17 protein-coding genes and 2 tRNA genes are annotated in these 16,046 nt (G+C 65.4%); 10 read left to right on the top strand and 9 right to left on the bottom strand.

Annotated features, from left to right (window positions below; translation table 11 throughout):
- Positions 1-28: 28 nt before the first annotated feature.
- The 3 genes from HYH08_RS16445 (at position 29) to HYH08_RS16455 (ending at position 4,729) form a co-directional block, all read left to right on the top strand.
- Entirely contained in the window at positions 29-1,180 is a 1,152-nt protein-coding gene (locus HYH08_RS16445; protein ID WP_220010843.1) for a hypothetical protein, read from the top strand.
- A 95-nt stretch (positions 1,181-1,275) separates the two neighbouring features.
- Positions 1,276-2,307 (top strand): LLM class flavin-dependent oxidoreductase, encoded by a 1,032-nt coding sequence (locus HYH08_RS16450; RefSeq protein ID WP_220010844.1) that lies wholly within the window; start codon positions 1,276-1,278, stop codon positions 2,305-2,307.
- A 109-nt stretch (positions 2,308-2,416) separates the two neighbouring features.
- Positions 2,417-4,729 carry an SUMF1/EgtB/PvdO family nonheme iron enzyme gene (locus tag HYH08_RS16455; protein WP_220010845.1) on the top strand — a complete coding sequence of 771 codons (2,313 nt, stop codon included), beginning with the start codon at positions 2,417-2,419 and terminating at the stop codon, positions 4,727-4,729.
- A gap of 60 nt (positions 4,730-4,789) precedes the next feature.
- On the opposite strand, the gene HYH08_RS16460 is transcribed toward HYH08_RS16455, so the two are convergent.
- Positions 4,790-6,040 (bottom strand): OmpA family protein, encoded by a 1,251-nt coding sequence (locus HYH08_RS16460; protein ID WP_220010846.1) that lies wholly within the window; start codon positions 6,038-6,040, stop codon positions 4,790-4,792.
- Between the two features lie 313 nt (positions 6,041-6,353).
- Positions 6,354-6,439 (bottom strand) — tRNA-Tyr (locus HYH08_RS16465).
- Positions 6,440-6,646: 207 nt separating this feature from the next.
- On the opposite strand from HYH08_RS16465, the gene rlmB reads away from it, so the two are divergent.
- The gene (gene rlmB, locus HYH08_RS16470; RefSeq protein WP_220010847.1) at positions 6,647-7,477 is read left to right on the top strand and encodes a 23S rRNA (guanosine(2251)-2'-O)-methyltransferase RlmB; all 831 of its coding nucleotides are present in this window, start codon (positions 6,647-6,649) and stop codon (positions 7,475-7,477) included.
- Positions 7,478-7,703: 226 nt separating this feature from the next.
- On the opposite strand, the gene HYH08_RS16475 is transcribed toward rlmB, so the two are convergent.
- Both HYH08_RS16475 and HYH08_RS16480 read right to left on the bottom strand, forming a co-directional pair.
- The gene (locus HYH08_RS16475; RefSeq protein ID WP_220010848.1) at positions 7,704-8,192 is read right to left on the bottom strand and encodes a hypothetical protein; all 489 of its coding nucleotides are present in this window, start codon (positions 8,190-8,192) and stop codon (positions 7,704-7,706) included.
- A gap of 42 nt (positions 8,193-8,234) precedes the next feature.
- The gene (locus HYH08_RS16480) at positions 8,235-8,705 is read right to left on the bottom strand and encodes a hypothetical protein (protein WP_220010849.1); all 471 of its coding nucleotides are present in this window, start codon (positions 8,703-8,705) and stop codon (positions 8,235-8,237) included.
- 284 nt (positions 8,706-8,989) lie between these two features.
- Here HYH08_RS16480 and HYH08_RS16485 point away from each other — a divergent pair, with 284 nt between their 5' ends.
- Together HYH08_RS16485 and HYH08_RS16490 are read left to right on the top strand one after the other, a co-directional pair.
- A complete protein-coding gene (locus HYH08_RS16485) occupies positions 8,990-9,487 on the top strand; it encodes a hypothetical protein (RefSeq protein ID WP_220010850.1) in 498 nt (165 codons plus the stop codon).
- Between the two features lie 173 nt (positions 9,488-9,660).
- Positions 9,661-9,735 (top strand) — tRNA-Thr (locus tag HYH08_RS16490).
- A 17-nt stretch (positions 9,736-9,752) separates the two neighbouring features.
- Here the strand turns inward: HYH08_RS16490 and HYH08_RS16495 are convergent.
- Positions 9,753-10,454 carry a class I SAM-dependent methyltransferase gene (locus tag HYH08_RS16495; RefSeq protein WP_220010851.1) on the bottom strand — a complete coding sequence of 234 codons (702 nt, stop codon included), beginning with the start codon at positions 10,452-10,454 and terminating at the stop codon, positions 9,753-9,755.
- 87 nt (positions 10,455-10,541) lie between these two features.
- Between HYH08_RS16495 and HYH08_RS16500 the strand changes: the two genes are divergently transcribed.
- Complete coding sequence (locus HYH08_RS16500; RefSeq protein WP_228747862.1) at positions 10,542-11,288, top strand: dienelactone hydrolase family protein; 747 nt, start codon at positions 10,542-10,544, stop codon at positions 11,286-11,288.
- A gap of 10 nt (positions 11,289-11,298) precedes the next feature.
- On the opposite strand, the gene HYH08_RS16505 is transcribed toward HYH08_RS16500, so the two are convergent.
- Positions 11,299-12,018: a class I SAM-dependent methyltransferase gene (locus HYH08_RS16505; RefSeq protein WP_220010852.1), complete on the bottom strand. Its 720-nt coding sequence runs from the start codon at positions 12,016-12,018 to the stop codon at positions 11,299-11,301.
- Positions 12,019-12,266: 248 nt separating this feature from the next.
- The gene (locus HYH08_RS16510) at positions 12,267-13,964 is read right to left on the bottom strand and encodes a methyl-accepting chemotaxis protein (protein WP_220010853.1); all 1,698 of its coding nucleotides are present in this window, start codon (positions 13,962-13,964) and stop codon (positions 12,267-12,269) included.
- A 256-nt stretch (positions 13,965-14,220) separates the two neighbouring features.
- Between HYH08_RS16510 and HYH08_RS16515 the strand changes: the two genes are divergently transcribed.
- Positions 14,221-14,412: a hypothetical protein gene (locus tag HYH08_RS16515; protein ID WP_220010854.1), complete on the top strand. Its 192-nt coding sequence runs from the start codon at positions 14,221-14,223 to the stop codon at positions 14,410-14,412.
- 3 nt (positions 14,413-14,415) lie between these two features.
- On the opposite strand, the gene HYH08_RS16520 is transcribed toward HYH08_RS16515, so the two are convergent.
- Positions 14,416-14,580, bottom strand: coding sequence for a hypothetical protein (locus HYH08_RS16520; RefSeq protein ID WP_220010855.1), 165 nt, complete (start codon positions 14,578-14,580; stop codon positions 14,416-14,418).
- A gap of 104 nt (positions 14,581-14,684) precedes the next feature.
- Between HYH08_RS16520 and HYH08_RS16525 the strand changes: the two genes are divergently transcribed.
- Positions 14,685-15,083: a hypothetical protein gene (locus tag HYH08_RS16525; protein ID WP_220010856.1), complete on the top strand. Its 399-nt coding sequence runs from the start codon at positions 14,685-14,687 to the stop codon at positions 15,081-15,083.
- A gap of 362 nt (positions 15,084-15,445) precedes the next feature.
- Complete coding sequence (locus HYH08_RS16530; RefSeq protein WP_220010857.1) at positions 15,446-15,700, top strand: hypothetical protein; 255 nt, start codon at positions 15,446-15,448, stop codon at positions 15,698-15,700.
- A 28-nt stretch (positions 15,701-15,728) separates the two neighbouring features.
- Here HYH08_RS16530 and HYH08_RS37810 read toward each other — a convergent pair whose 3' ends face one another.
- Positions 15,729-15,971: a DUF6719 family protein gene (locus tag HYH08_RS37810; RefSeq protein WP_220010858.1), complete on the bottom strand. Its 243-nt coding sequence runs from the start codon at positions 15,969-15,971 to the stop codon at positions 15,729-15,731.
- Positions 15,972-16,046: the final 75 nt, after the last annotated feature.

Below are 16,046 nucleotides of genomic sequence, written 5' to 3' on the forward strand. Positions count from 1 at the left end.
GCGCCAAAGCACGACTGGGATGGCAGGCATGTCCGAGCAGGATGCAATTCGATGGTTCAAGACGCAGTTCGGCGCGGATATCACCGTGGCCTGCCGCGGCACGCCGTACACGCTCGACATGGCCGCAGCGATCGCCATGCAGGAAACCTATTCCGATTGCTGGGGCCGCATTTACAAGACCAAGCCGGTCAGCGAGGTACTCAAGCTTTGTGTTGGCGACACGCTCGATGCACCGAACCGCAGCGCGTTTCCGACGAGCAAGGCGGAGCTTGTCTCCGCGCCGGGGGGAGCAAGCATGTTCGACGTCGCCCGCCAGGCTCTGATCGATGTCGCGCAGGTCAATCCTCCCTATCAGAAGGTGGCGCAGAATCCCGACAAGTTCTGCCACGGCTATGGAATCTTTCAGTACGATATCCAGTTCTTCAAGACGGATCCGAGCTTCTTCCTCAGCCGCGGCTGGCACAAAATGGACGAGTGCATCAAGCGCCTCATCCAGGAGCTGGATGCCGCATGCAAACGCGCCTACGGAACGCTGAAGTCGTCGCTCACCGACGATGAGATGATGTACGTCGCGATCGCGTATAATCATGGGAGCGTGCGGGTCGGCGGCGGCCCGCAACAGGGATTCCATCCCAAGGATGGCGGCCCCTTCTACGGCGAGAACTTTCAGCGATATCTGGCGCTCGCCCATGCGACGCCGGTAGACATCCAGATCCCGGGCGATCTCGGTCCGATCGCCGGCACCGGCACCATCCCGACAATCCCGGCCGGCCAGCAGGATCTCCCGGCGCTGGTGCAATCGGCCCTGGAGATCTTGCAGGTGATCGCCGCGCGGCAACAGCCCGTGACTGGCCAGGCGCCTGCACCGACGCGGCAAATCGGCGATTTCATCAAGCTGCTGACGGTCCTGACCGGCAAGTCACCCGATGGCCAGCTGGGACAGGTCAACGGCGCGCTCGGGCAGACTATCGGCAATCTGCTCGACGGCAAGAAGAGCGCCATCGGCATCATCGGCACCGTCATCACCGCGGTACTGCAATTGATCGGCCCTCATCTGAACGCCGCCGTGCCGTTGTTCGGCAGTTTCGACACGCTCGGCAAAGCCGCGTTGCCGGTTTTCCTCGGCACCACCGCCTGGGGAATCCTCGGCAAGTTCGAGAAATGGCTGGCGCCTCGCTGACGTCCAAAACGGAAACCGAGCATTTCCAGAAGCAGCCTTGCCGCGGCGGGCCTGCCCACTAACTGTCGTCGATCTTCCCCACAGAGACCTGATCGATGACCGCACCGCTTGAATTCGGACTGGATACTTTTGGCGACGTGACGAAAGACGCAAGCGGCGCCATGCTCCCCCACGCGCAGGTGATCCGCAATGTCGTCGAGGAGGCCGTGCTGGCCGACGAGCTCGGCCTCGACTTCATCGGCCTCGGCGAGCACCACCGCGCAGACTTTGCGATCTCGTCACCAGAGACCGTGCTGGCAGCGATCGCAGCGCGCACCAAGCGCATCCATCTCGGCTCGGCTGTGACGGTGCTCTCCTCGGACGATCCGATCCGCGTGTTCCAGCGCTTCGCGACGGTGGATGCGCTCTCGAACGGACGCGCCGAGGTGATCCTCGGCCGCGGCTCCTTCACCGAGTCCTTTCCGCTGTTCGGCTTCGACCTGCGCGAATATGAAGAACTGTTCGAGGAGAAGCTCGACCTGTTCGCGGCCCTGCTGTCGCAGAAGCCGGTGACATGGCAGGGCAAGCTGCGTCCGGCGCTGAAGGACCAGCTCGTCTATCCGCCGGTCGAGAACGGCCAGCTTAAAACCTGGATCGGTGTCGGCGGCAGCCCGCAATCGGTGGTGCGCGCCGCGCATTACGATCTGCCCCTGATGCTCGCCATTATCGGCGGCGATCCCGCGCGCTTTGCACCGTTCGTCGATCTCTATCACCGCGCCTTCAAGGAGTTCGGCCGCCCGGCGCAGCCGATCGGCGTGCACTCGCCCGGCTATATCGCCGAGACCGACGCGCAGGCCCGCGAAGAGCTCTGGCCCTACTACAAGGCGATGCGCGACCGCATCGGCAAGGAACGCGGCTGGCCGCCGATGGGCCGCGATGAGTTCGTCAGCGAGGCCGAGCGCGGTTCGCTCTATGTCGGCTCGCCGGAGACCGTGGCGCGCAAGATCGCGGCGACCGCGAAGACGCTCGGCCTTGCGCGCTTCCAGCTGAAATATTCGGCGGGCCCGCTGCCGCATGAGAAGCTGATGAAGAGCATCGAACTCTATGGCCGCAAGGTGGTGCCGATGGTGCGGGAGATGATGGCATAGAGTCAGCTGTCGTCGGAGCGCTGGCATTTTCGTGCTGACTGTGAGCGGGATCACAGAGCATCATCCGATACGGTGTTCTATGCCGTAATTTGCGATTATGCTGGAAGGCATGATGCGTGTCGTCTCGGCCATCGTCTTGATGCTCTGTGCGATCTGCCTGTTCGGCGAACCCGCGTTCGCCGACCGGCGGATTGCGCTGGTGATCGGCAACTCCGCCTATGAGCGGGTTCCGCAACTGCCGAATCCCGCCAACGACGCCACCGCGATGGCCGAGATGTTCAAGAAGGCGGGCTTCGAGGCAGTGACGCTCAAGCTTGACCTCAAAGCCGTCGAGATGCGCCGTACGCTACGCGATTTCGTCGACGCCGTGCGCGATGCCGACCTCGCCATCATCTATTACGCCGGGCACGGCCTTGAGATCGACGGCAGCAACTACCTGGTGCCGGTCGACGCCGTCCTCGAGCGCGACATCGACGCCTATGACGAGGCGATCCCGCTGGACCGGCTGCTCGCGGTGGTCGAGCCTGCGAAGCGGCTGCGCATGGTCATTCTCGATGCCTGCCGCGACAATCCGTTCGCCAAGCGCCTGAAGCGCCCGGTCGCCTCGCGCTCGCTCCAGCGCGGGCTGGTGATGGTCGAGCCGAACAGTCCGAACACGCTGGTCGCCTTCGCCGCCAAAGCCGGTTCCACCGCCGACGACGGCGACAGCAGGAACAGTCCTTTCACCACGGCTTTGGTCAAGCATCTGCCGGTCCCCGGCCTCGACGTCCGCAAAGCCTTCGGCTTCGTGCGTGACGACGTCCTGAAGGTGACGAATTACAAGCAGGAGCCGTTCATCTACGGCTCGCTCGGCGGCGATGACGTCGCCCTGGTGCCGCTGCCACCCGCGCCGAAAGTCGATCCGCTTGCGGCAGCCCGCGACGACTACCAGCTCACCTCGCAGATCAACGTGATCGCGGCCTGGGAGTCCTTCCTCGCGAAGTATCCGACCGGCTTCTACAGCGACCTCGCCCGCGCCCAGCGCGACAAGCTGATCGCGGCAAGGGACGCCGAACAGGCCCGCCTCGCCGCGGAGAAGAAGGCGCGCGACGACGCCAAGGCGGCCGAAGATGCCAGAGCCGCAAAAGCGGCTGAAGACGCCAGGGCCGCGAAAGCGGCCGAAGAGGCCAAGGCCGCGAAAGCGGCTGAAGACAGCAAGGCCGCGAAAGCCGCGGAAGAAGCCCGCGCCGCAAAGGCTGCGGAAGAGGCGCGGGTCGCGAAGGCTGCCGAAGCGGCCAGAATTGCGAAAGCGGCTGAGGACGCCAAGGCGGCCAAAGCAGCCGAAGCAGCCAGAGCCGCAAAGGCCGCCGAAGAGGCGAAAGCCGCGGACGCGGCGCGCGCAAAGGCGGCGCAGCCGGCGCCGGGGCAACAATTGGCGGCGATCGTACCGCACGAGATCAGGCCCGCTCCCGAAACCGGCAAAGTCCCGCCGCGCGCGCAGGGCGGCTGCGCCGGCGCGGAGCCGCAGTCCGCGGCATTATCGCTCGACACGGCGAGAGCCTTGTCGCTGCCGGAAGAATGCAGCTTGAAACCGAAGCAGAGTTTTCGCGAGTGCCAGAACTGTCCCGAGATGGTCGTCGTTCCCCCCGGCGAATTCATGATGGGCTCGTCAACCGGTGAGATCAGCAATGGCCTCGCCGCCGCCAATGAAGCGCCGCAGCACAAGGTCGTGGTCAGCCAGCCCCTCGCACTCGGCCGTTTCGAGGTGACGCGCGATCAGTTCGCGGCGTTCGTTGCCGCCTCGGGTTACAAGGCCGGCAAGCGCTGCTTCACCTTCGAGCAGAATGTTCCGCAGGAGCGCGAGGGCCGCTCCTATCTGATGCCGGGCTATGCCCAGGACGGCAACCATCCCGCGGTCTGCGTCAGCTGGAACGACGCGCAGGCCTATGTCGACTGGCTGTCGAAGACGACGGGCAAGCCCTACCGCCTGCTGTCGGAGGCCGAGTTCGAATATGCCGCGCGCGCCGGCAGCACCCTGCCCTATGCCTACACCGACAATCCCGCCGATCTCTGCCGCTACGTCAACGGCGCCGACCAGGCCGCGCGGAATGCCGGCCTGCCGCAGGATGCCCCCTATATGGCGTGCAGCGACGGCTATCCCTTCACCGCGCCGGTCGGCGCGTTCAAGGCCAATGCCTTCGGCCTTGCCGACCTGATCGGCAATGTCTGGGAATGGACCGCCGACTGCTATGCCGACGATTATCGCGGTGCCGGCGCCGACAGCGCTGCGCGTTCGCAAGACGGCTGCACGGCGCATACGTTGCGCGGCGGCGACTGGTTCTCTGCCGCAGGCTCGCTGCGGCCGGCGATCCGCGCCAAGGCCGGCCTCGACGCGCGTCACGACGACATCGGTTTTCGCGTCGCGCGCACGCTAGTGCACTAACACGAAAAATCCCGGCTCCATTGCGATGGAAGCCGGGATCTCGATCGTCTCAGATCAGGATCAGGTGGTGCGGCCGCCGGGCGCGCCGCCGCAGGGCGCGACCTTGAACTCGACGCGCCGGTCGAGCGCATCGCTGGCATCGTCCCGGCCGGTGCCCACGATCATCTCGCGCGAGCCCTTGCCGCTGGCGGTGAGCCGGGTGCGCAGCGACTTCTCGTTGTCCTCGAGCCGGTCCTTGATGTAGTCGGCCCGCAGCGCGGACAGGCGATCGTTCACCGCCGGCAGGCCGGTGGCGCTGGTATGGCCGACCACTTCGAGACATCCTTGCCTCGCCGCAGTGCGCTCGGCGATCTTCTCCAGCCATGCATCGTAGGGCGCGCGCAAATTGCGGTCGTTGATGAACAGGGTCGAGCCCGGCTTGAACAGGAATTTGACCGCGAGCTTGTCGCTCGAAAGCCCGTAATCCACCACCTTGCCGAATGCGTCCATCGCGGCGCGGGTGCGGCGCAGCTTGGCGTTGGCGAGATAGATGCCGTTGTAGACGCGCAGCTGCTGGCCGCCGGGCGTCTTCAGCGCGCTCTGATAGACGTCGAGCGCATCGCGATAGCGGCCCGCATCGTAGGCCTCGATGCCGTCATTGACGAGCGAGGCCACCACGATGCGGTCGGCATAGGCCTGGTCGACGGTGTCGCCGACCTTGGTGCCCTGACATGTCTTGATATAGCTGTCGGTCGATGCATCCTTGGCGAACACAGGGCTGTCGTTGAAGAACGCCGCCGGCGTCGGGTCGATGCCTTCGGGCAGCGCGCGCGCGACGCCCTTGGAGATGATGGTCTTGGTCTTCATGTCGGCGAGCGCGAGGCAGATGCGATAGGCATCCTTCGCCCCGCCCGCAACGCCGGCATTGTTGACCGCGGTGAAGGTGCCGATCAGCACGACCGGATTCCTGGCAACGCTGTCGGAGGAGAAGCGCGCGACCTCGAAACGCGGATAGCTGCTCTTGACGAGCTCGGTGATGCGCTTCTCCTCCAGATGCGTCGCCTTGGACTGCGCGCCGGTGACGCCGTCGATCAGAGGGTCGATCACCAACGTCACCTTGTCGGGCGCACCGTTGAGATTGGCCTTGGAGAAGAGATCGTTGGCGGCCTTCAGCAGCGCGGCATCGAACGGAACGGGCGTCGGGGGCGGCGGCGGACTTGCAGCCGCGGGCGGTGCCTGCGCTGCCGGCGGTGTCTGTGCCTTCGCAAGGTTGGGCACAGTGAAGCACATCACACACAAGGCCAGTTTGAGCGAGCCTCGGGAAATCGTCATCGTTGAACCTCCCAATGGAAATGAGTGCTTGTAGCAACGGACTTTGACGAATGATCGTGATCTATCTCACTGTTCCCCGCCGTCTGCGATCAACTTGATGCAGGCAAGCCATGCATCGCAGCGACGATGTCGATCAGGATTTTGCCGTGAACGTATGCGCGCGCAAGCGATGTCGGCGGATGAGGGGATGATGTGTTTGTTGAGACGGCCCGCCTGCGCCCTGTCGGGCTACGGCGCGGCAGCCTTCGCGAGCTTCGCGCAACGGGCACCTAGGCTGGCTTGCCGAGCCGTAGCTCGCGAAGCGAGCGAAGGCTGGTGGGGGAGGAAGGACTCGAACCTTCGAAGCCATGAGGCGGCTGATTTACAGTCAGCTCCCTTTGCCACTCGGGACACTCCCCCGCTCGACGGCAGCACAATCGGGCCGGACCTTGCCGGCGGACCGAAGACGGCCATGGAACGTGAAGGCCGCGACAGCCCGGATGGAGGCGCGACCGGGCGCGGTTATGGGCGATCCGGTGGGGCAAAGTCAACCGAGGCGAACAGCTAAAATGGCCCCCATTCGCAGCCAAATTGCCATATTCCGGCACCCGTGACACAAGCAGCCCCATGAAGGACAAGAAATTCGCCCCGAGGGGGCCCCGCGGCGGGGCTAAGCCCTTCAACAAAACAGGGAAATCGGCCGGCCGGCCGGCCTGGCGCGATCGCGATTCGCACCCCGACGGGCCCGTCATCCTCTATGGCTGGCACACCGTGACCATGGCGCTCGCCAACCCCGCGCGGCGGATCCGCAAGCTGACGCTGACCGAGAACGCCGCAAAGCGGCTTGCGGACGACAACATCAAGATCCCAGTCACGCCCGAGATCGTGCGGCCGCAGGAGATCGACCGGCTGCTCTCGCCCGACGCCGTGCACCAGGGCCTGCTCGCGGAGGCCGATGCCCTGCCCTCGCCCGACATCGCGACCTTGAAGCAGGAAGGCATGGTGCTGGTGCTCGACCAGATCACCGATCCGCACAATGTCGGCGCCATCCTGCGCTCGGCGGCCGCCTTTGCGGTGAAGGCGATCGTCACCACCGCGCGCCACAGTCCTGAAGCGACCGGCGTGCTCGCCAAGGCCGCCTCCGGCGCGCTGGAGCTGGTACCAATGGTGGCCGTGCAAAATCTCGCCCGCGCGCTGACCGCGCTGAACGAGCGCGGCTTCCAGACCGTCGGCCTCGACAGCGAAGGCAGCGAGGACCTCTCGGCCGTCACGCTGCGCGAGCCGCTCGCGCTGGTGCTGGGCGCCGAGGGCAAGGGCCTCAGGCAACTGACCCGCGAGACCTGCAGCGTCGTGGCGCGGCTCGACATGCCCGGCGAGATCAAGAGCCTCAACGTCTCCAACGCCGCCGTGCTCGCGCTCTATGTCGGCGCTAGCAGGCTCGGGCTGATGAAGCGGTAGATGTAGCCGCAACGCAGGTGCGCTCCCTCGCCCCGTTCTTACGGGGAGAGGGCTGGGGTGAGGGGCTGCCTCCGCGATCGCGGTGACAGATTGACTCGCGGAGAGTCCCCTCACCCGCCGCGCTACGCGCGTCGGCCTCTCCCCGCAAGCGGGGCGAGGCGAAAGAAAACAAAACGCCCGCCCGCATGATGCGGACGGGCGTTTCGTCAACTCAACCGATCAGAGATCAGTAATAGCGGCGCAGCACGCGGTGGCCGCCGTAATACGGGGCCGGTGCATAGCGGTGCGAGTAGCCGTAGCGCGGACCGTAGCCGTAGTGGTGGCGGGGCAGGTAGCCGTAGCGCGGCCCGTAGCCGTAGCGATACGGACGGTAATACGGGCGGTGATGATAGGCGTAAGGCGCAACGGTAGCGCGATAACCATAGCCGTAGCCGTAATTGGCGGGGGCAACGACCGCGTCCTCACGATAGGTCGGATACGGCGCGAAGGCGCCCGGGCCGGTATAGGTCGGGCCCTGGTTGACGTAATAATACTGCGAGGTGGGCTCGGCGAGACGCTCATAGGCGCCGTAGCCGTAGCCGCCGCAACCGGTGTTGCAGCCGGTATAGACCGGCGCGACCGGCTGGCACGGATTGAAGCCGCAGGCCATGGCCGGCGCGCTGCCTGCGAACATCACGGCAGCCGCCGCGACCAGTCCCGAAATCATTTGACGCATTACTCTCTCCTGTTGATTTCCATTTTTGGGTTTTGACGTTTCTTAACCCGGCGGCCTGCCGGGCACCTGTGCACGCGGCCGCGGACGATCGTTGATCTCCGGCGCGTAGATCACCGGCGGCGGATCGACCGGCGGATCCATTTGCGCCGGCAGCGGCGCGGACGATGCGCCCCAGCTCTCGTGATAGCTCTCGGCCGGCTTTGGCAATTTGCGGTTCGCGGGCGGCTCGACCTCGAGCCGGCCGTAGCCGGGCCGCAGGCCCAGCGTCGGATAATAATGGCCGACGTCATCGGGCTGCCGGTCGGCGATATAGCGTCCGCCGTAGATCGTCGGCTGCACCTGGACGTTCTTGCCGAGACCCCAGACGCCTTCGACGACGCTGTAGGACGCATCGATGCCGTTGATGATGATGGGCACGCCGGGACGGCCGGGCACGACGATATCGAAGCCGCCGCCGGCAAAAGCCGTTGCAGGCAGTCCGATCAAGAGGGCAGCGAGTGCCACGGCGCGCATGAGAGGATCCCGTTTATCCGGCGGCAACCTAATCGATTGCGACGCAGAGAGGGTTAAGGCCCGCTCACCAATTTCCGGTAAGCCTAACGCGCAAGGATTGCGCGCCGCTCAAATGCTGCGACGCGAGCTAGCGAAGCGTTAACGGCGCCATGTCCGATGGCGGAACCGGCTTGTGCGCTCACATCGGTTTGAATTTGGAGCCGCATAAATCAGCGGCCTTTACCGGAACGTCCGGCGCCCTGAGCGTTTAAGCCCCCGTCAATTCCAGACGGGAGCCAACAATCATGAACATCAAACTTCTCGGCGCCACGGCGATTGCTGTGACCATGCTGGCAGGCTCTGCCATGGCGCAGCCGGTCATCAACGAACCCGGCCGCTGCTCGGCCCAATTCCCCAATGCCAATTGCCAGAACCTCGGACCGGGCAATCCCTACACCGACAGTGGCTATCGCCATCGCCGCGTGTCCTACCGCCAGACCAACCGCGACTGGAACAATGATTGGAACAGGAGCCCCACCGGTTTCTGGCCGACCGACGTTGCGGCCGGTGCAGCTGGCGCAGCGGCCGGCGTAGCGGGCGCTGCGATCGGAACGGCGGGCGCGATCGCCACTGCGCCGTTCCGCGGCTGGGACAACAGCTATGCCTACGACAATTCGTGGGATAACCGCGGTTGGGACAATCGCGGCTGGGACACCCGCACCTACGCTCAGCGAAATGGCTTCGTCTGCACGCCCGGCACCTGGTTCAAGGGCGAAGACGGCCGCCGGCACATCTGCCAGTAAGTGCCAATAAACCCGGTCGAACGAAGCGCGACGGATCAGGCGGCCCTTGGGCCGCCTGTTTCGTGCCTGCGATCCCCACCTCTGGTTCTGGCACTTTCCGACCAAGTCTGATATTGCGGCGCGCACGGGCAGACAGCCCCGGCCCGGGCCGGTCCTGTCCGCTTCCCAGCGTCGCCGGCTTAGCTCAGCGGTAGAGCAGCGGTTTTGTAAACCGAAGGTCGGGGGTTCAATCCCCTCAGCCGGCACCAGCGCTCGACGCGCGCCGCTACCTCGCCGCCCGATCAGGCAACTCATCCAGCCGCCACAGCCCGAGGCTCTTGTCACGCCAGCCGCCGGCGCCCTCTTTACAGCGTTCGTTGATCAGCGCGCGCGGCGCCGGCCAGTTGAACGGCGCCTGCTCCAGGTTCAGTGCGCGCCAGTCACCGTCCTCGCAATCGCGATTGCCGTCCCATTCGGGAAACGTCGTCGCCAGCAGGAAACGCGCGCCGCTGGCGCGAAAGTTTCTGACGGCGCGGGCGATGTTGTCGAAGCTCAGATGCACCAGACAGTCGCGGCACAGGATCACATCGGCCTGCGGCAGCGCATCGCGCGTGATGTCCGCAACGAGGAAGCGTCCGGCCAGCTCGCCACGCGCGGCGCGCTGGTTGTTGGCCGCGATCAGCGACGGCACGATGTCGATGCCGGTGTAATCGATGTCGAGCTTCGAGCGGCCGATCCAGCCGGCATCGCCACAGGGCGCATCGAGCAGCGAGCGCGCGCCGAGCCGTAACAGCAAAGCTGGAAGCGCGTCGCGGATCGCGGCCGTGGCAGGATCCTCCGAGCCGAGGCCCGACACCGAGCTCGAAGCGCCCCACAGGTTCGTCCGCTCGATCCGCTCGAACCGCGCGGCGAGATCGAGGCCCGCGAAATTGTCGCGGTCGGCGACGAACCGCTCATGGGCGAGCACGGGTGGACGATTGGCGATCATCGGGCGGGACTCGCGTCAAGATTCCGTCGCAAGCGCAATATACATGCGGCGCGTCGCATCTGAAATGTCTCCTCAATGGGCCCGCCAATGATCGACCGGCGCACCGCCTTGGGTGCCATCGCCGCACTGCTGTCCCCCGTCGCCGCACGCGGCGCGTCGGGCGAACAGTTCGACGTCGCCAGTGGCCAGGACAGCCTGCCGGTGTCGCGCTACGCGGCGGCAGCGGCCGGGAAGCGCCCCGCCGTGATCGCGCTGCACGGATCGCGCGGCATCGAGCTCAGGCCGCGCGCCTATGAGCGATACGTCGAGGCGCTTACGGCAAGTGGCATGGACGCCTATCTCCTCCGCTACATGACGCCGGCCGATACGGCTGCGCTAACGTCGAAGTCCAGCACGCATGAGAGCCGCGATGCCTATTACGCGGCGCGCTTCGACGGCTGGGCCGACACGGTTTCCGCCACCGTGACGGCGATCCAGGGTCGACCGGAGAGTTCGGGGCATGTCGGCCTGCTCGGCTTCTCGCTGGGCGGCTACATCGCGGCCGAGGCCGCGGCGCGCGACACGCGCGTGCTCTATGGCGGCATGCCCGACGCCTTGGTCGCCACAGTCAAGCACCTGCCGCCGCTGATCGTGCTGCATGGCGAGGACGACCGGAACGTGCCGATTGCCGAGGGACGAGAGCTCGTCGAACTCGGCAAGGCCGCCGGGGCCGAGACCGAATTCGTGCCCTATCCGGGCAAGGCCCACGGCTTTGATTTCTCAGACACGGATCCGATGACTCAGGATGCGATCGGTCGGGTCGCACGGTTCTTCCAGGCCAAGCTCACGGCCTGACCGGACCAGCTCAATCCGGCTTCTGCCACTCCATGATGTGGAAGTACGGCACGCGGCGATGACGCGCATTTCTGTCGGGATCGCCGCCCGTAGGCTGCGGTTCGCTGAACAGGCGCAGCTGCAGGCCTTGGTCGAGCAGCAGCGTCATGTAGGTGCTGAGCGGGCGATGCCAGTTCTGGATCCGGACGCCGCGCCAGCTCACCCAGGTCGCCCGTTCATCCATGTAGTGATCGATGGTGAAGCGCAGGGTGCCCTCGCTGTCGCGCGTCCAGCCTTCGGGTGGGCCTGCGGTATTGAAGCTGGTCATGTTCGCGATCAGCAGCGTGCCGCCCGGCCGCAGCGCGGCAACCATCTTTGCGATTGCCGTGCCGAGATCGGGCATGTCGATCAGGCTGAGATAGCTGACGACGAGATCATGAGACGCATCGAAATCCATCGTCTCGGCACGGCCGAGCCGATAGTCGCCGAGCGGGTCCAGCTCCCTGGCGCGCGCGAGCAGCGCCTCGGTCGGATCGATGCCGGTGGTGCGGATGCCGGCGCGCTGCATGATGCGGCAGAAGCGCCCCTCGCCGCAGCCGACATCGAGCGCATGGCGGAAGCCGCGGCCCTCGATCCGCGCAAGCATGGGTGCGTCCAGCACGAAGCGGCGGGCGTAGTCGCCGTCGTCACCCTGCTCGATGATCCAGGCTGCGGCGGACTCGGTCCAGCCGTCGCTGACATCTTCGTCCATGGAGCGGCCTTCGAGATCGACGCGGGCTCATCCCGCCGCGGGAGCGCCACTGACCACAGATTGGACCGAAATTCAACATGAGGTAGCCTGCAGACCGCATGCGCCCCACCACCACGAACGAGAAAGCCAAAATGGCCGCCGGTGCGGCGACGGCCGTCATCGTGACGGCCGTGCTGTTCGTCATCCTGCTCGCGTTTCTGGTGCAATAGGTGCCATCTGCGCGGCGGACGGATGCCGCCGCGCCGGAATCAGGCGGCGCGCACCGTGCGGAGGAATTTTCCGACTTCGTCCTTCAACCGGTTGCTGTCGGACGCCAGCATCTTCGCGGTCGAGAGCACCTGCGAGGAGGCAGAGCCGGTCTCGGCCGCGCCGCGCTGCACGTCGGTGATGTTGGTGGAGACCTGCTGGGTGCCGTGAGCGGCCTGCTGCACGTTGCGCGAGATCTCCTGGGTCGCGGCGCCCTGCTCCTCGACGGCCGCCGCAATGGTCGACGACACCTCCGAGAGCCGCTCGATCGTCGCCGAGATATCGCGGATCGCGTTGACCGATTCCTGCGTCGCGGTCTGGATGCCGGAAATCTGCTGGCTGATCTCGCCGGTCGCCTTCGCGGTCTGCTCGGCCAGCGTCTTCACCTCGGAGGCAACCACCGCAAAGCCGCGGCCGGCTTCGCCGGCGCGCGCCGCCTCGATCGTGGCATTCAGCGCCAAGAGGTTGGTCTGGCCGGCAATGGTGTTGATCAGCTCGACGACATCGCCGATGCGCGTCGCCGCGACCGAGAGCTCGCTGACGCGCTCGGTGGTGGTGCGGGCCTGGGTGACGGCTTCGCCGGCCATCCGCGCGGATTCCTGCACCTGGCGGCTGATCTCGTTGACCGAGGAGGACAGCTCCTCCGTGGCGGTCGCGACCGACTGCACGTTGCCGGACGCTTCGCCCGACGCCATCACGACGACCGAAGTCAGCTCCTGCGCGCGCTGCGCGGTGGTGGCCAGCGTCGAGGACGAGGCTTCGAGCTCGGTGGAGGCAGAGCCGACCGTCTCGATGATCTCGCCGACCGCGCGCTCAAAACCGTCGGCAAGGTTGACCATGTCGCGCTTGCGCTGCTCGGCGGCCAGCTTCTCGGCTTCGGCCTGCGCCGCCTTGAGGCGCTCGACCTCGAGCCCGTTGGTCTTGAAGATTTCGACGGTCTTGGCCATGTCGCCGATTTCGTCGCTGCGGTCCTTCTCCGGCACCTCGATCTTGAGATCGTTGCGGGCAAGGCCTTCCATCGCGAGCTTGAGACGGGCGATCGGCCGGGACATTGCATTGAGGCCGATGAACAGGGCGATCGCGATGCCGAGGATCAGGCCGCCGGCACTGACGCCGATCACGGTCCAGGTCGCGGACCGCGCGTCACGGTTGATGGCTTCCTTGCGCTTCGAAACGGCCTGCGCCGTCTCGGACACGAATTGGGCGATACGCGCCAGCGCCGCATCCATCACCGGATCGCACTCCTTGTGCGCCCGGTCAGACGCCCTTGCGTTCTCTTCCGTGCTGCTCGCCTGCGAGCCGGCCTTCAGGACCGGATCGCAGCTGGCGAACACCGCTTTCAACTGGTCGCCGATGCTCTTGATCTGGCTCGCGCGGGACGGATCATCCTGCTCGGCTGCGTCCAGATATTGACGGATTTCGTCGCGGTTCTGGTTGGCGGTCTTGAGACGGGCGGCGTTGCCCGCCTCGGTCGCCTCCGTGAAGACCGCATAGAGCGCGGCATGATAGGTCTCGGCACGGCGCTGGGCGCGCGTGAGGTTCAGCGCAGAGGATTGCGAAGCGGCGAGCTCGCCAAATCCGTCGACCGTCGCGGAAAGCTCGCGCGTGCCGAAGGCGGCGACGCCGATCATCGCGCAGCCCATCACGGCCACGATCAGCGCGACCTTCCATACGATCTTCAGATTGTTCAAAAAGCTCATCTCAGCCGCCCAATGATTTTTATCCGGTCTCCATTGACCGAAGAGTTCCAGCGGGGCCATTTGAACCGGCGGACGTTAAAATTTAATACAAAGGCACTGGGTAATCTTACGGAAAAATAACTGTTCGGAGTCCGAACGTCAGCTTCACGTAAGCTTCAGCCACTTTTGGCGGCAGCCCGACGCGCCTCTCTGTTCGGAACAAATTGTCCGCATCGACCGTTTTCGGGCCATGCGGATCAGAGAAGAAAATCGAAACATGTTTCTGCTCGGCGCGGTGACGCTTTGCTGCGCCCTCGTCGCTGGCACGTTCGCGCTGCTCGAACCCGTCTTCGGGCGGGCGCCGGAGAGGCAGGTCGCGGCCAGCAGACCTGTTGACGTTGCACCCCCGGCACCGGTCCGGGTGGTCGGCGCCCCCTTCGCGCCCAATGTCAATCCGCGCGAACGATAGCACTCACGTCGGAGAGGCGGCCTCACCCTCGCCGGGCTGGGCATGCGCGCGGGCCAATTCCTCGACGAAGGCGATCACCTCCGCCCGTTTGGCGGGAGGCAGCGACAGGAAGGCGCGAATGAGCCTCAGGCCCTCCGCCTCGTCCGAACGTTCTTCTCCGGCATCCATGTCCGCACTGTCGGGCGCTCGGGAAAAATATGCAATCCCTTGCAGGATATCTTCTTGATTCGCCCCCCAGGCTTTGGTGGAATGGCTCCAGCAGGGGGTGGCCCATGAAGTGGATCATGGAGCGCGACGCTCTGATCGCGCAGACAATGGCCTTTGTTCAATCGGTGACCGGCAAGAAGGGTGACCTCCATCCGCCGGAAGTCCCGACGGCTGCGCCGGCCGCCTGGGCGGCAACGGCTGCGGTCAAGACGGTCGCCGTCGAGACCTTCACAGTCGAGATCGAGCCGCCGGCCGCTCCGCCGCTGCCGCCGCCCTCGCCCGTCATGGTTGCGCCGCCCCGCACCAGCGGAGATTTCCGCACCGAGATGCAGGCCCGGATCGCCAATTTCCGAAAGCATCAGGAGCGGTTCGAGCGCGAGCGGGAGGAATATTGCGCGGCGACCCTGACCAGGCTGCGCGCCGCAATCCGGGATCCCTCGCTCCGTCCGTCCGCCGAAGATTGAGGCGGCCGCCGGTCAGGCCAGAGCGTTTTCGAGCGAGTGGATACCGGTTCGCGTCAAGAAAACGCGTCAAAACAAAAACTAGAGCCAGGACCAAACCAACCAGAGATTGGCCGCACAGGCGCTGAGCAATCCCAGCGTCAGTGGCAGCAGCATGTGCCCGCAGCAGGTCTTGAGGTCGGTCGTCATGGCCGGAAACATCCGCTGATTCCGGCGGATGAGTCCCAAGCTATCTTTTTTCCGGGATTCAGGACTCGTTAAGGACTCAGGGCCCGGCTGCGCCGGCCGATTGATCACGGCCCCGTGATCAATGCGGAACACCTCACCCCATCAAACCGTTAACGTGCTTTCCGGGAGCGGAAAGAATGCCCTACGCCCTGTTCTGCAACGACGCCCAGCTCAGCAAGGCCTATCCCGATGAGGCCGACGTCTGGAAGCTTGCACAGCAAAGCGGCCTCGTCGTCGATGTCAGCACGGACGACGATCGCCACGGACCGCGCCGGGTGCTCGACAACGACTACGAGATCAAGCCCTGCCCGGCCGCCCAAGGCGAGGACCCCGCCATGAACAAGGCGGAGGCCGAGCGGCAGTCCAGGATGGAGCTTCAGCTGAATTCCTGACGATCGGAGAGGAAGCCCGAATACCGCCTCAGGGCGTCGCGGTCGCCAGCGAGGCCTGCTCGCCGGCCAGCACCACGCAGGCCTTGCGCCGGTGAAGCCCGCGGATCGCGCCCGTCACCTTCAGCACCTTGCCGGATGGGCAGGCGGCATCCTTGACGAAGGCCACCTCATAGGGTGCCAGCATCAGAGGCTCGGACTTGAGGATTGTCTGTGCAGCGCACGGCAAAGAAATGAAGCACGAGAGCAGTATCGCCGACCCCAAGATACGCATGTCCGTCGTCCCACCAGCCCGGTAATTCTCATATAACGCCTTCCGGAGCACGAGTTCCGTAAGCGGCAAAAATTA

This window comes from Bradyrhizobium sp. BR 10289 (assembly GCF_019455385.1).
In the GTDB taxonomy this organism is placed as follows: Bacteria; Pseudomonadota; Alphaproteobacteria; order Rhizobiales; family Xanthobacteraceae; genus Bradyrhizobium.